Below are 14,391 nucleotides of genomic sequence, written 5' to 3'. Positions count from 1 at the left end.
GTTCTACTCCCATAAAAAAAGCTCCCGTCCGGGAGCCTTAATTAAGCACAGCTGTGGTCGGCTGTCATTAGTTGAACGCGCCGTAGATTTCCCGGATGGCGGCCGGGCTACCTTTTGGCGGGGTTATGTAGCCCCGGTAAGCGTAGCGCCACCGGGGAGCCCGTTTTAGCCGATGGTCATCAGGCTGGCGTTACCGCCTGCCGCGGCGGTGTTGACGCTCAGCGAACGCTCGATATACAGGCGCTCCAGCAGCAGATTGGTTTCGCCGCGGGCAAAGCCCTGCACCGATACAATCGCCCCGTCGCGCGCCGCCACCTGCTCACACAGCTCGCGCAACTGATCGGAATCACCGTGATAAATGACCGCGTCGAAAGCCTGGCTGGTCAACTGATCCGCTTTAGCAAAATGAATGCGCTCGCTGACCTCACGCGGCAGTTTCTTCGCCAGTTCGCGCTGCAGGGCGCTATCCGGCCACAGCACTTCACAGCCAACCGCCATTGCCGCAGCCAGTTGAATCAGCGCGTCCTGCTCGTTATCCGCCACGCACAATACGCGCTCGCGCGGCATCAGCGTCAGGGTATTGCGCTCGCCGGTTGGCCCTGGCAGCAGACGTTGGGTGCCGCTTTGCGCCAGATCGCTGTATTGCTGACACAGCGCCTGCAGTTCAGGACGGCCAGCCGCCCACTGCTGCAGCGCCTGCAGCGGTTTTTCCAGCAGCGTTTTCAACTGGGCGTCCAGCGGACGCTCCGCATCCTGGCGGGCGAAAGTGACGCCGACCGCGTCCTGTGGGCGACTGGAGAGCAGACGATACAGGTACAGCGGGCCGCCGGCTTTCGGACCGGTACCCGATAACCCTTCGCCGCCGAACGGCTGTACGCCGACCACCGCGCCAACCATATTGCGGTTGACGTACAGGTTGCCGACTTTCGCGCTGCCGGTGACCTGAGCGATGGTTTCGTCGATACGGGTATGCACGCCGAGGGTCAGACCGTAGCCGGAGGCGTTAATTTGCTCGACCAGCTTATCCAGTTCGTTACGGTTATAGCGCACCACGTGCAGAACCGGGCCAAAGACCTCTTTTTTCAGTTCGTCGAAGCTCTCGAGTTCGATAAGCGTTGGCGCCACGAACGTACCGTGATTCCATTCGCGGGCATCTTCGCTATTTTCACGTACCGCCTGGAAGACATTACGGCCTTTCGCGCGCAGCGCCTGAATATGGCGCTCGATATTCTCTTTGGCTTCCGCGTCGATTACCGGGCCGATATCGGTGGTCAGACGACCCGGATTCCCCATCCGGCATTCGCTCATCGCGCCGCGCAGCATGGTTAACGTATGGTCGGCGACTTCTTCCTGCAGGCAAAGCACGCGCAAGGCGGAACAGCGCTGGCCGGCGCTGTCGAAAGCCGAGGCCAGTACGTCGATCACCACCTGCTCGGTGAGCGCCGACGAGTCGACGATCATCGCGTTCATGCCGCCGGTTTCCGCGATAAGCGGCGTCGGACGGCCCTGCGCATCAAGGCGGTTAGCGATGTTGCGCTGCAGCAGCGTCGCTACTTCGGTCGAACCGGTAAACATTACGCCGCGAACGCGTTCATCTGAGGTTAGCGCGGCGCCGACGGTTTCCCCGCGGCCCGGCAGCAGTTGAATCACCCCCGGCGGTACGCCGGCTTCCAGCAGAATCGCTACGCCTTGCGCGGCGATAAGCGGCGTCTGCTCGGCCGGTTTGGCCAGCACGCTGTTGCCTGCCGCCAGCGCCGCGGCAATCTGGCCGGTGAAGATCGCCAGCGGGAAGTTCCACGGGCTGATACAGACGACCGGGCCCAATGGACGGTGGGTTTCATTATCGAAATCGTCGCGCACCTGACCGGCATAATAGTGCAGGAAGTCGACCGCTTCGCGCACTTCAGCAATGGCGTTGCTGAAGGTTTTGCCAGCTTCGCGCACCAGGATCCCCATCAGGGTCGGCATCTGGCTTTCCATCAACACGGCGGCGCGCTCAAGAATGGCGGCGCGTTCCTGCGGCGGGGTGGCGAACCAAATTGGCGCGTTATTGATAGCGCTGGTCAGCGCCAGCTGCACTTCGGCATCGCTGGCTTCGCGGACGTAGCCGACGATATCTTTCGGTTCCGCCGGGTTGATGACCGGCTGCATTTCGCCTTCGGCCACCGGCTGCTCCAGCATCGGTAGCGCCTGCCACTTGTGCAGCGCGCTGTTAAGCAGCGAAGAGGAGAGGGAGGCCAGACGATGTTCGTTAGCCAGATCCAGACCGGCGGAGTTGCTGCGGCCGAGACCGTACAGATCGCGCGGTAGTGGAATTTTCGGATGCGGCAAGCCGGCCTGGCCTTCCTGCTGCGCCAGTTTTTCGACCGCGCTGACCGGATCGGCCACCAGTTCATCCAGCGGCAGGGTATTATCCGCGATACGGTTAACGAAGGAGGTATTGGCGCCGTTTTCCAACAGACGACGCACCAGATACGCCAGCAGCGTTTCATGGGTACCGACCGGCGCGTAGATACGGCACGGACGGTTGAGTTTGCCGTCGGCGACTTTGCCCACGACCTGCTCATACAGCGGTTCGCCCATGCCGTGCAGGCACTGGAACTCATACTGGCCAGGATAGTAGTTTTGCCCCGCCAACTGGTAGATAGCCGCCAGCGTATGGGCGTTATGGGTGGCAAACTGCGGATAAATCAGGTTCGGTACCGCCAGCAGCTTTTTGGCGCAGGCGAGATAAGAAACGTCGGTGTAGACCTTACGGGTATAAACCGGATAGCCTTCGAGGCCTTCCATCTGCGCGCGTTTGATTTCGCTATCCCAATAGGCGCCTTTCACCAGGCGGATCATCAGGCGACGACGGCTGCGGGTCGCCATGTCGATCAGCGAATCAATCACAAACGGGCAGCGTTTCTGGTAGGCCTGGATAACAAAGCCGATTCCGTTCCAGCCGGCCAGCTCCGGTTCGAAGCACAGTTTTTCCAGCAGATCGAGGGAGATCTCCAGACGATCGGCCTCTTCGGCGTCGATGTTAATACCGATGTCGTACTGGCGCGCCAGCAGCGTCAGCGATTTCAGCCGCGGATAGAGCTCTTCCATGACCCGATCATACTGCGCGCGGCTGTAGCGCGGGTGCAGCGCGGAAAGTTTAATCGAGATCCCCGGCCCTTCATAAATGCCGCGGCCGTTAGAGGCTTTGCCGATGGCGTGGATCGCCTGCTGATAAGAGACCATATAGGCCTGCGCATCGGCGGCGGTCAGCGCGGCTTCGCCAAGCATATCGTAGGAGTAACGGAACCCTTTCTCTTCCAGCTTGCGGGCGTTAGCCAGCGCTTCGGCGATGGTTTCCCCGGTGACGAACTGCTCGCCCATCAGGCGCATCGCCATATCGACGCCTTTGCGGATCAGCGGTTCGCCGCTCTTGCCAATAATGCGGTTCAGCGAGCGGGAGAGGCTGGTCTCGTTATGCGTCGACACCAGTTTCCCGGTAAACAACAGTCCCCAGGTGGCGGCATTGACGAACAGCGATGGGCTGCGGCCGATATGCGATTGCCAGTTGCCGTTGCTGATTTTGTCGCGGATTAGCGCGTCGCGGGTGGCTTTATCCGGAATACGCAGCAGCGCTTCGGCCAGGCACATCAGCGCCACACCTTCCTGCGAGGAAAGCGAGAACTCCTGCAGCAGGCTTTGCACCATGCCGGCGCGGCCGCTGGCGGTTTTCTGGTTGCGCAGTTTTTCCGCCAGCTGGTAGGCCAGCTTGTGCGCCTGTTCGCCTAACGGCTGCGGCAGACGGGCCTGCTCCAGCAACATCGGTACCGCATCGGTTTCCGGGCGACGCCAGGCCGCGGTGATCGCCGCGCGGCTGACCGACTGCGGCAGAATTTGTTCGGCGAATTCGAGGAACGGCTGATATGGCTCATCCGCCGGAGCGCCGGCTTCATCACTTTCATTGGCGGCGCCGGAAAGGAGCGCCGGCAGTTCCGGCAGCGTCTCGTCGTTTTCCAGCTTTTCCAGATAGTTGAAAATGGCTTGTTTAATCAGCCAGTGCGGCGTGCGGTCAATACGGCTCGCGGCGGACTTAATGCGTTCGCGCGTGGCGTCGTCAAGTTTTACACCCATGGTAGTGGTGCCCATTGCGGGAACTCCTGTTAGCTATGTAATGCCCTTTTATTGGTTGCGTAGAAATATCACCTATGTTGCAACTTTGTGCAACCTTGTTAATTGTGACCTGGCTAGCAAGCTGAGAAATGAATGAATTGTTAATAGTCTTGATAAGAATTTCCAATAAATAGCCTCATTCAAATAACGTATTTATCTGCGTTGCTTAACAGTTTTTTCAGGTGCAACCCGTAAAAACGTGAGGGAGTGCAACCTATAGAAAATTGCTATTTTTCCTGAGACAACTTTCGTGTAAATGCTGTGTTAAATCGTTTGTGAAATACCGACGCATCCGTCAGGATACGCTCGCCCAATACAACCAATACGCCATTACCCCGTTCCGGTAGTGGCTAAAACGACAAAGTTGGACGTTGTCGAAATAAATTCTGGAGATTTGCATGGCTATTAGCACACCCATGTTGGTGACGTTTATTGTTTATATTTTTGGCATGGTACTGATAGGTTTTATTGCCTGGCGCTCAACCAAGAACTTTGATGATTATATTCTCGGCGGGCGTAGCCTCGGGCCGTTTGTTACCGCGCTCTCTGCCGGTGCATCGGATATGAGCGGCTGGCTGCTGATGGGGCTTCCGGGAGCAATTTTCCTCTCCGGGATTTCCGAAAGCTGGATCGCCATCGGCCTGACGCTGGGGGCGTGGATTAACTGGAAACTGGTGGCCGGGCGTCTGCGCGTGCATACCGAAGTCAACAACAATGCCCTGACGCTGCCGGACTATTTTACCGGTCGTTTCGAAGATAAAAGCCGCGTGCTGCGTATTATCTCCGCGCTGGTTATCCTGCTGTTCTTCACTATTTATTGTGCTTCCGGGATTGTTGCCGGCGCGCGTCTGTTCGAAAGCACTTTCGGTATGAGCTATGAAACCGCGCTGTGGGCCGGCGCTGCTGCGACGATCGTTTATACCTTCGTGGGCGGTTTCCTGGCGGTGAGCTGGACCGATACCGTGCAGGCCAGCCTGATGATCTTCGCGCTGATTTTAACGCCGGTGATGGTGATTATCTCGGTCGGCGGTTTCGGCGATTCGCTGGAGGTGATTAAGCAAAAAAGCATCGAAAATATCGACATGCTTAAGGGACTGAACTTCGTGGCGATTATTTCGCTGATGGGTTGGGGTCTGGGTTATTTCGGTCAGCCGCATATTCTGGCGCGCTTTATGGCGGCGGATTCGCACCACAGTATCGTTCATGCCCGTCGTATTAGTATGACCTGGATGATCCTCTGTCTGGCGGGCGCGGTATCGGTCGGTTTCTTCGGTATCGCCTACTTTAATAACAACCCGAGCCTGGCGGGCGCGGTTAATCAGAACGCCGAACGGGTATTCATCGAGCTGGCGCAAATCCTGTTTAACCCGTGGATTGCCGGGATCCTGCTGTCGGCCATTCTGGCGGCGGTCATGTCGACCCTGAGCTGCCAGCTGCTGGTCTGCTCCAGCGCTATTACCGAAGATCTGTATAAAGCCTTCCTGCGTAAAAACGCCGGTCAGAAAGAGTTGGTCTGGATCGGCCGCTTCATGGTGCTGGTGGTAGCGCTGATTGCGATTGCGCTCGCCGCTAACCCGGAAAACCGCGTACTGGGTCTGGTCAGCTACGCATGGGCAGGCTTTGGCGCCGCCTTTGGCCCGGTAGTGCTGTTCTCGGTGATGTGGTCGCGTATGACCCGTAACGGCGCGCTGGCCGGGATGATCATTGGCGCTGTCACGGTTATCGTCTGGAAACAGTTCGGCTGGCTGGGACTGTATGAAATCATCCCTGGCTTCCTGTTCGGCAGTATCGGGATTGTGGTCTTCAGCCTGCTGGGCAAGGCGCCATCGGCGGCCATGCAGCAGCGTTTTGCTGAAGCGGACGCGCATTACCACTCTGCGCCGCCGGTACGCGCCACCGCTGAATAAAGTAGCGAGCGCCAGAAACCGCAACGGCTCCCATAAGGGAGCCGTTTTTTTCGCTGCCTGTACGGCCCGGCGGAAAGCTACTGGTGGTAAGGCGGTTACTTCGCCGCGCCTTCGTTTACCCAGTTCATGAAGATCAGATACCCGATGGAGAGCAGGGTCGCGCCAATAAACATCCCGAGAATGCCATCGGTGGCCATGCCGCCCAACGCGCCGAGCAGAACGATCGGCATCGGCGCATCTACGCCGCGGCCCAACATCAGCGGTTTGAGGACGTTATCAACCATTCCCGCGACAATCAGCAGGACGGTAAACACGACATTCACCGCGGTGCCGTGGTCGCCTGTCATCCACATAATGGCAATCGCCGGGGCGGTGACTAGTATTACCGGAATCTGCGCGATGCCGAGCACCAGCGCCAGCACAAAGAAGATCCCGGCGGCCGGGATCCCCGCCAACGCAATGATAATTCCCGTCAGCAAGGCCTGAATCAGCGCCACGCCAATGACCCCCTGCGCCACGGCGCGAATAGTGCCGGTGCACAGGCGGCTCAGGGCAAGACCTTTATTTTCATCAGTGATACGGATAGCGATACGTTTAGCGCTGCTGGCGCCCGCCGCGCCCCAGGTCATGATGGCGCCGGCAACAATAAAGGAGAGGACAAAGCCCAGCAGCCCGCCGCCCATACTCGCCAGCACGCCGAGCACCAGTTTCGCCGCCTCGCCAATTTGCGCGTGATAACTGCTCAGTACCGCCGGCAGGTCCGCCGAGGCCTTCAGCCAGAACGCATACAGCTTACCGCCGACGAGGGGAATAGAGGCGACGTTAGCCGATGGCGGCGGCAGCGTCAGATCGCTTCCGCTGACTTTATCAATCAGGCTGCCGGCGCTTTCGCCAAGCGAGGTCACCATGAAAATGGTCGGGATGACGATAATCAGCAGGCCGAATAACACTAATATGGTCGATGCCAGTCCCTGTCGCCCGCCTATACGTCGCGCGATGTGCTGATGTAAAGGATACAGCGTGACGGCCAGAATCAGCGCCCACAGCATCATGTTCAGGAACGGCGAGAAGACGGTAAAGCAGAAGGAGGCCAGCGCCAGTATCAAGCCGAACTTAATAAACATATCGAGAAAGCGGGTGACAATTCTTTTCTCAATATTAGCTAACTCATTATTTTCTATCATGAATTATTCCAGTTGTTATTTTACGCGGCCGCCAGGCCAGTTAAAAACGCTCAACTATAGAGAAGTCTTTGAAATAAAAAACGCAGGAAATAATTTAAAAAAGAATTTCGCCCAGGTTGTGTTTATCAGTGTAGAACAAAAGAAAATCTGCCGTATCGCCAGAGAGTCATGTTCGCGCATCTCTTGCTAATTCACTGAAAATACGCTGATATCTGTGTACAAAAAACAATGAGGATAGCAAATGAAATTACCCCAGGGCGCTGCGGCGCTGATCGTTGCCGCACTATTGGCAGGATGCGTGGCGCCATCCGAGAAAAGCGCCGCGCACGTTGATTATAACGGCTGTCAGGCGGATAACAGGATGATGCAAACCACCCTTTATTTCGGCCTTAGCCGCCCGGCGGGGAAAGATATTACCGCCCAAGAGTGGCAGCAGTTTGTCGACCGCGATGTGACGCCGCGTTTTCGCGATGGCCTGACGGTATTTGACGCCCGCGGCCAGTGGCTAGGCAACAATGGCGCAGTCGCCCGCGAATCCAGCAAGGCGCTAATGCTGATTCATAGCAACGATGCGAAAAGCGAGCAGGGGATTGAAGCGTTGCGTAATACGTATAAGACGCGCTTTGCCCAGGAGTCCGTTATGCGCGTTGATCAGCCGGTCTGCGTACACTTCTGAAACGCAGGGCGGGGAGCTCCCCCGCCCGATGAGTTACAGCACCAGTCCGGCAAAACTGGCGGACAGCAGGCTCACCAGCGTCGCGCCATAGACCAGACGCAGGCCGAAGCGGGAAACGGTATTGCCTTGCTGCTCGTTAAGCCCTTTAATCGCCCCGGCAATAATGCCAATGGAGGCGAAGTTGGCAAACGAGACGAGGAATACGGAAAGGATCCCTAGCCCGCGCGGCGTCATGCTGGCGGCAATTTTCTGCAGCTCGATCATCGCCACGAATTCATTGGCAACCAGCTTGGTAGCCATAATACTACCGGCATTTAGCGCGTCGCTTAATGGAATACCCACCAGCCACGCCAGCGGATAAAATACGTAACCGAGGATTTGCTGGAAGCTTAAGCCGAAGACGGTCGCAAATAACGCATTAACGGCGCTAATCAGGGCGATAAAGCCGATTAGCATCGCCAGAATAATCATCGCCACCTTAAAGCCTGCCAGGATATATTCGCCCAGCATTTCAAAGAAGCTCTGCGATTCATGCATCTTCTCTAGCTTTATTTCTGCTTCGCTACCGGGGCGCGTAGGATTAATAATCGACAGCACAATAAAGGTGCTGAACATATTAAGAATCAACGCCGCTACCACGTATTTCGCATCAAGCATGGTCATATACGCGCCGACGATCGACAGTGATACCGTTGACATGGCGGTCGCCGCCATCGTGAACAGGCGACGTGAGGAGAGGTCCCCGAGTACGCCTTTGTAAGCAATAAAGTTTTCCGACTGGCCGAGGATCAGCGAGCTGACGGCATTGAATGATTCCAGCTTTCCCATGCCGTTCACCTTCGACAGCAGGGTGCCGATCAGACGAATAAAGATCGGCAGAATACGCCAGTGTTGCAGAATACCTATCAGCGCGGAAATAAAGACAATCGGACACAGTACGCCGAGGAAAATAAAGGCCAGTCCTTTTTCACCCATCCCGCCAAATACGAAATTGGTCCCTTCAGCGGCGAACCCGAGTAACGAAGCAAAAAATCCTGAAATATTTTTCACTACCCATAAACCGCTTTCGGCGTGAAGGAAAAAGAAAGCCAGGGCGATTTCAATAATAATTAACTGCAGAATGTAGCGAATGCGGATTTTTTGTCGGTCATAGCTGGCAAGCCAGGCGAGGGCGAGAATAACCGCCAGCGCCAGCAGGAAGTGCAAAATTTGAGTCATGTTATTTATTTCGCAGATAAATCAGGACCGCCATTTAGCCACAGCGCTCCGGCCCGGTAAATATGTGGCATAAAAAATCATGCTATTTGCCATTTTAATGCTTAGCTGGTGAGGTATTTTCGCAAGTGACTATTTTGTAGCGATTAATTTACAACTAGTCATCATTCCCTGAACATTTCGCTTGTGTTTCTCATTGTTGTAATGATAATCACTATCAGAAATATTTACCTATCTTTGCATCCGTTGACTGCGGTTCACATTTAAGGGTTTCGGCATGTTTGTTCCATTTCTCATCATGTTACGCGAAGGGCTGGAAGCCGCGCTGATTGTCAGCCTGATTGCCAGCTATTTAAAACGAACCCAGCGCGGCAACTGGATCGGCGTCATGTGGATTGGCGTATTCCTCGCGGCGGCGCTCTGTCTCGGGTTAGGGGTTTTTATCAACGAGACCACCGGAGAATTTCCGCAGCGCGAGCAGGAGCTGTTTGAAGGCATCGTGGCGGTGATAGCGGTATTTATTCTCACCTGGATGGTGTTCTGGATGCGTAAAGTGTCGCGCAACGTCAAACAACAGCTGGAGCAGGCGGTGGATAACGCGCTGCAGCGCGGGAATAACCACGGCTGGGCGCTGGTGATGATGGTGTTTTTTGCGGTTGCCCGCGAAGGCCTGGAGTCGGTTTTTTTCCTGCTGGCGGCATTCCAGCAGGATGTGGGCATCTGGCCGCCGCTGGGGGCGATGCTCGGCCTGGCGACGGCGGTGGTATTAGGCTTCCTGCTTTACTGGGGCGGTGTCCGCCTTAATCTCGGCGTGTTCTTCAAATGGACCAGTCTGTTTATCCTGCTGGTGGCGGCCGGTCTGGCAGCCGGGGCGATTCGCGCCTTCCACGAGGCGGGACTGTGGAATTATTTCCAGAATGTCGCCTTTGATCTTAGCAACGTGGTATCGACGCATACGCTGTTCGGCACGCTGCTGGAAGGCATCTTTGGTTATCAGGAGACGCCCACCGTCAGCGAAGTGGCGGTTTATCTTCTCTATTTGATCCCGGCGCTGGTGTGTTTTGCCTTGCCGCCGGGCAGCAAAACGACAGCATCACGGGCCGCGTAATTCAGGCGCCGCTGATTAATATAGTTACAACATACTTTTCGAAAGGGATGGCCATGATAATTCAATTTCGCCGTACTGCGCTGCAGTTAACCGTCGCCGCGCTGTTCAGTTCCGCATGCTACGCTCAGGCTGCGGACATTCCGCAGGTAAAAGTTACCGTTAACGACAAGCAGTGCGAACCGATGAATGTGACGGTGAAGGCGGGTAAAACCCAGTTCATCATTCAGAACCACAGCCAGAAAGCGCTGGAGTGGGAGATCCTGAAAGGCGTAATGGTGGTCGAGGAGCGTGAAAATATCGCGCCGGGATTCACGCAAAAATTGACGGCTAATCTACAGCCGGGCGAATACGATATGACCTGTGGCCTGCTGACTAATCCGAAAGGAAAGCTGATTGTCACCGGTGAAACCAGCAAAGATGCGGCGAAAGCCGATGCGGTGCTAAGTCTTGGCGAGGCGATTACTGCGTATAAAGCCTACGTCACCGCGGAAACCGCGCAGCTGGTTAGCGGTACTAAAGCCTTTACCGATGCCGTAAAAGCCGGAGATATCGAGAAAGCGAAGGCGCTGTATGCCCCGACCCGTCAGCACTACGAGCGCATCGAACCGATTGCCGAACTGTTCTCTGACCTCGACGGCAGCATTGACGCCCGTGAAGATGATTTCGAGAAAAAAGCCGAAGATCCGAAATTTACCGGCTTCCATCGTCTGGAAAAAGCGCTGTTTGGCGATAACAGCGTTAAAGGGATGGAAAACTATGCTGAACAGTTGAACAGCGATGTGCTGGAACTGCAAAAACGCATTAGCGAGCTGGCCTTCCCGCCGTCGAAAGTGGTGGGCGGCGCGGCAGGGCTGATTGAAGAAGTGGCGGCCAGCAAAATTAGCGGTGAAGAAGATCGCTACAGCCATACCGATCTGTGGGATTTCCAGGCCAATATCGACGGCGCACAGAAAATCGTCGACCTGCTGCGCCCGCAGCTGCAAAAGGATAATAGCGCGCTGCTGGCCAAAGTTGACGCCAACTTCAAAAAAGTTGATGCCATCCTTGCTAAATACCGCACGAAAGACGGTTTCGAGACCTATGACAAACTTACCACCGCTGACCGTAATGCGCTGAAAGGGCCGATCACGACGCTGGCAGAAGATCTGGCTCAACTACGCGGAATTTTGGGCCTGGATTAATTCGATGACACAACAGAAACCTCGCGACGTGAATGAACCGTCACGTCGCCGCTTACTGAAGGGGATCGGCGCGCTTGGCGGCGCGCTGGCCATCAGCGGCGGTTGCCCGATGGCGCAGGCGGCGAAAGCGGAAAGCTCCCCCGGCACGCTCGCAACCGATGCGCGTCAGGAAAAACAGCCATTTTATGGCCCGCATCAGGCGGGCATCCTGACGCCGCAGCAGGCCTCAATGATGCTGGTGGCGTTTGATGTGCTGGCGGCGGATAAAGCTGACCTCGAACGCCTGTTCCGCTTACTGACTCAGCGGATCGCCTTTTTAACCGCAGGCGGTCCGGCACCGGATACCCCGAATCCCCGATTGCCGCCGATGGATTCCGGGATTTTAGGGCCGTGGATTGCGCCGGATAACCTGACTATCACCGTCTCAGTCGGCCATTCGCTGTTCGATGAGCGCTTTGGATTAGCGGACAAAGCGCCTAAAAAACTGCAGGCAATGACGCGTTTCCCGAATGATTCTCTGGATGCTGCACTGTGCCATGGCGATCTGCTACTGCAGATTTGCGCCAATACCCAGGATACGGTGATTCACGCACTACGTGACATTATCAAGCACACGCCCGATCTGCTGAGCGTGCGCTGGAAGCGGGAAGGGTTTATTTCTGATAGCGCGGCCCGTAGCAAAGGCAAAGAGACGCCAATTAACCTGCTGGGCTTTAAAGACGGTACCGCTAACCCGTTGAGCCAGGATAAAGCGCTAATGGATAACGTGGTGTGGGTTACTGCCGACCAGGGCGAACCGGCCTGGGCGATCGGCGGCAGTTACCAGGCAGCACGTATCATTCAGTTCCACGTTGAGTTCTGGGATCGTACGCCGCTGAAAGAGCAGCAGACGATTTTTGGTCGCGATAAACATTCTGGCGCGCCGTTGGGGATGAAACATGAACATGATGTTCCGGATTATAGTCGCGATCCGAATGGTGAAGTGATCGCCCTTGATAGCCATATTCGTCTTGCGAACCCGCGTACGCCTGAGACGCAATCTAGCCTGATGATGCGCCGCGGTTACAGCTATTCGTTGGGGGTCACCAACTCCGGACAACTGGATATGGGGTTATTGTTCGTTTGCTATCAGCACGATCTGGAAAAGGGATTCCTGACGGTGCAGAAACGGCTGAACGGCGAGGCCCTGGAGGAGTACGTTAAACCGATTGGTGGTGGATACTTCTTTGTGTTGCCCGGCGTGATGAACGACCAGCATTATCTTGGACAATCTCTTTTGCAAGCCTGATACGCGTCCTGCCGGCGAAGGCAGGGCGTTTTCTGCTGTTTTTCTCGGATTCAATATATTTCCTGCCATGTGTTATATTTCTGTAATACAAATGACGGATAGTTTTCTATAGTAAATTGAGAAATCATTGTTGCGTCAATGTAAAAAATAAGTTGCATTAAGAATATTTTTTGATGTACTTATTACATACGCGGTAGTTCCCGGCAGTGATGTCGCTCACTATGGAGATCGCGAATGGTAAGGTCCTGTAGCGGACAACGTAAAACCACATACCGTACTTTCCAGCACGGAGGCCCAGCTTCCGGCAGCGATTTTCACTCTGTAACCCCAATCTCTTCCACTATTAATCAGGCTAACTCTGGCAGGGTACGCGGTGCGCGTAGCCGCGGCTCGTTGTCCATTCAACCGGCAAGCAATGGCTTACAAGGAAGCCAAACCTCAATCGTTCGTGCGCATAATCGCGTTGCTCTTGACGCGCGTGATGTAAACCAACAACGCAAGGTGCTATCCATGGGAAGACAAAAAGCAGTGATCAAAGCTCGTCGTGAGGCAAAACGTGTGCTGAGACGGGATTCGCGTAGCCATAAACAACGTGAAGAAGAATCGGTCACATCGCTTGTGCAAATGAGTGGCGTAGAAGCAATCGGCATGGCGCGGGATAGCCGCGATCTTTCGCCGATTGAAGCGCGTAATGAAGCTCAGGCGCATTATTTGAATGCCATCGACAATAAACAGCTGATTTTCGCCACCGGCGAAGCCGGGTGCGGGAAGACCTGGATCAGCGCGGCTAAAGCAGCTGAAGCCCTGATCCATAAGGATGTGGACAGAATTATTGTTACCCGTCCCGTTCTGCAGGCCGACGAAGATCTCGGCTTCTTACCGGGAGATATCGCCGAAAAATTCGCTCCTTATTTCCGACCAGTATATGACGTACTGGTGAAGCGGTTGGGCGCTTCCTTTATGCAATACTGCCTGCGTCCGGAAATCGGCAAGGTAGAAATCGCGCCGTTCGCCTATATGCGCGGACGCACCTTTGAAAACGCGGTGGTGATTCTGGACGAGGCCCAGAACGTGACCGCGGCGCAAATGAAGATGTTTTTGACCCGCCTCGGGGAGAACGTCACGGTGATCGTCAACGGCGATATTACCCAGTGTGATTTGCCCTCTGGCGTAAAATCAGGACTGAGTGACGCGCTGTCGCGTTTTGAAGAAGACGACATGATTGGCATCGTGCGCTTTACCACCGATGACTGCGTGCGTTCAACGCTTTGCCAGCGAACGTTGAAAGCCTATTATTAAACGCTAGTGAGTGTGCAAAGCCCGGGATGTCCCGGGCTTTGTTGTTTTTGCAACATTTTCCCGGCGGCGCTGCGCCTGGCCGGGCTACTGGTGGTGGTGCGGCCTGTGGGATGGGTAGCCCGGGCGAGGCATTTATGCCGACCCCGGGAAGGTTTACCGTGGTCAGATGCGAAAAAAGCCCGTACTTTCGTACGAGCTCTTATCTCGAATATGGCGGTGAGGGGGGGATTGACTCGCTTCGCTCGCCGTTACTCGGCCCATCCATGGGCCTCGCCCCTTCGGGGCCAACGCAGGCGTTGTTCAAAAACGCTCCCGGCGTTTTTGTCGGGGCAGCCCGCTTACTGCGTTCGCGGTCTGTCCAACTGGCTGCGCCAGTTGTCG

9 protein-coding genes are annotated in these 14,391 nt (G+C 55.7%); 6 read left to right on the top strand and 3 right to left on the bottom strand.

Features of this window, described 5'->3' with window-relative positions; all coding sequences use genetic code 11:
* Positions 1 to 165: 165 nt before the first annotated feature.
* Positions 166 to 4,128 (bottom strand): trifunctional transcriptional regulator/proline dehydrogenase/L-glutamate gamma-semialdehyde dehydrogenase, encoded by a 3,963-nt coding sequence (gene putA / locus ABLU78_RS13760; protein ID WP_048228641.1) that lies wholly within the window; start codon positions 4,126 to 4,128, stop codon positions 166 to 168.
* Positions 4,129 to 4,550: 422 nt separating this feature from the next.
* Here putA and putP point away from each other — a divergent pair, with 422 nt between their 5' ends.
* On the top strand, positions 4,551 to 6,059 hold the full coding sequence (gene putP, locus ABLU78_RS13755) for a sodium/proline symporter PutP (protein WP_015704992.1): 1,509 nt from the start codon (positions 4,551 to 4,553) through the stop codon (positions 6,057 to 6,059).
* 95 nt (positions 6,060 to 6,154) lie between these two features.
* Here the strand turns inward: putP and ABLU78_RS13750 are convergent, their stop codons facing one another.
* Positions 6,155 to 7,243 carry an AI-2E family transporter gene (locus tag ABLU78_RS13750; RefSeq protein WP_015367237.1) on the bottom strand — a complete coding sequence of 363 codons (1,089 nt, stop codon included), beginning with the start codon at positions 7,241 to 7,243 and terminating at the stop codon, positions 6,155 to 6,157.
* Positions 7,244 to 7,484: 241 nt separating this feature from the next.
* On the opposite strand from ABLU78_RS13750, the gene ABLU78_RS13745 reads away from it, so the two are divergent.
* On the top strand, positions 7,485 to 7,919 hold the full coding sequence (locus ABLU78_RS13745; RefSeq protein ID WP_032707750.1) for a DUF3574 domain-containing protein: 435 nt from the start codon (positions 7,485 to 7,487) through the stop codon (positions 7,917 to 7,919).
* 33 nt (positions 7,920 to 7,952) lie between these two features.
* Here the strand turns inward: ABLU78_RS13745 and ABLU78_RS13740 are convergent, their stop codons facing one another.
* The gene (locus ABLU78_RS13740; RefSeq protein WP_032714255.1) at positions 7,953 to 9,137 is read right to left on the bottom strand and encodes a nucleoside transporter C-terminal domain-containing protein; all 1,185 of its coding nucleotides are present in this window, start codon (positions 9,135 to 9,137) and stop codon (positions 7,953 to 7,955) included.
* Positions 9,138 to 9,411: 274 nt separating this feature from the next.
* On the opposite strand from ABLU78_RS13740, the gene efeU reads away from it, so the two are divergent.
* The 4 genes from efeU (at position 9,412) to phoH (ending at position 14,010) form a co-directional block, all read left to right on the top strand.
* A complete protein-coding gene (gene efeU / locus ABLU78_RS13735; RefSeq protein WP_015367234.1) occupies positions 9,412 to 10,242 on the top strand; it encodes an iron uptake transporter permease EfeU in 831 nt (276 codons plus the stop codon).
* Positions 10,243 to 10,295: 53 nt separating this feature from the next.
* On the top strand, positions 10,296 to 11,423 hold the full coding sequence (gene efeO, locus ABLU78_RS13730; RefSeq protein WP_047045259.1) for an iron uptake system protein EfeO: 1,128 nt from the start codon (positions 10,296 to 10,298) through the stop codon (positions 11,421 to 11,423).
* Positions 11,424 to 11,427: 4 nt separating this feature from the next.
* Positions 11,428 to 12,711 carry an iron uptake transporter deferrochelatase/peroxidase subunit gene (gene efeB, locus ABLU78_RS13725; protein WP_048228642.1) on the top strand — a complete coding sequence of 428 codons (1,284 nt, stop codon included), beginning with the start codon at positions 11,428 to 11,430 and terminating at the stop codon, positions 12,709 to 12,711.
* Positions 12,712 to 13,221: 510 nt separating this feature from the next.
* Positions 13,222 to 14,010, top strand: a complete 789-nt coding sequence (gene phoH, locus ABLU78_RS13720) for a phosphate starvation-inducible protein PhoH (RefSeq protein WP_015367231.1) — start codon at positions 13,222 to 13,224, stop codon at positions 14,008 to 14,010.
* The last annotated feature ends 381 nt before the right edge of the window (positions 14,011 to 14,391 follow it).

It is taken from the genome of Klebsiella sp. JN_Kp122, assembly GCF_040062085.1.
GTDB lineage: Bacteria > Pseudomonadota > Gammaproteobacteria > Enterobacterales > Enterobacteriaceae > Klebsiella > Klebsiella aerogenes.
This window is presented reverse-complemented; position numbering and strand designations above follow the sequence as displayed.

Bases quoted from the DNA above. Each gene is read 5' to 3' on its own strand.
- putA (WP_048228641.1), bottom strand. From the start codon at position 4,128: ATGGGCACCACTACCATGGGTGTAAAACTTGACGACGCCACGCGCGAA.
- putP (WP_015704992.1), top strand. From the start codon at position 4,551: ATGGCTATTAGCACACCCATGTTGGTGACGTTTATTGTTTATATTTTT.
- ABLU78_RS13750 (WP_015367237.1), bottom strand. From the start codon at position 7,243: ATGATAGAAAATAATGAGTTAGCTAATATTGAGAAAAGAATTGTCACC.
- ABLU78_RS13745 (WP_032707750.1), top strand. From the start codon at position 7,485: ATGAAATTACCCCAGGGCGCTGCGGCGCTGATCGTTGCCGCACTATTG.
- ABLU78_RS13740 (WP_032714255.1), bottom strand. From the start codon at position 9,137: ATGACTCAAATTTTGCACTTCCTGCTGGCGCTGGCGGTTATTCTCGCC.
- efeU (WP_015367234.1), top strand. From the start codon at position 9,412: ATGTTTGTTCCATTTCTCATCATGTTACGCGAAGGGCTGGAAGCCGCG.
- efeO (WP_047045259.1), top strand. From the start codon at position 10,296: ATGATAATTCAATTTCGCCGTACTGCGCTGCAGTTAACCGTCGCCGCG.
- efeB (WP_048228642.1), top strand. From the start codon at position 11,428: ATGACACAACAGAAACCTCGCGACGTGAATGAACCGTCACGTCGCCGC.
- phoH (WP_015367231.1), top strand. From the start codon at position 13,222: ATGGGAAGACAAAAAGCAGTGATCAAAGCTCGTCGTGAGGCAAAACGT.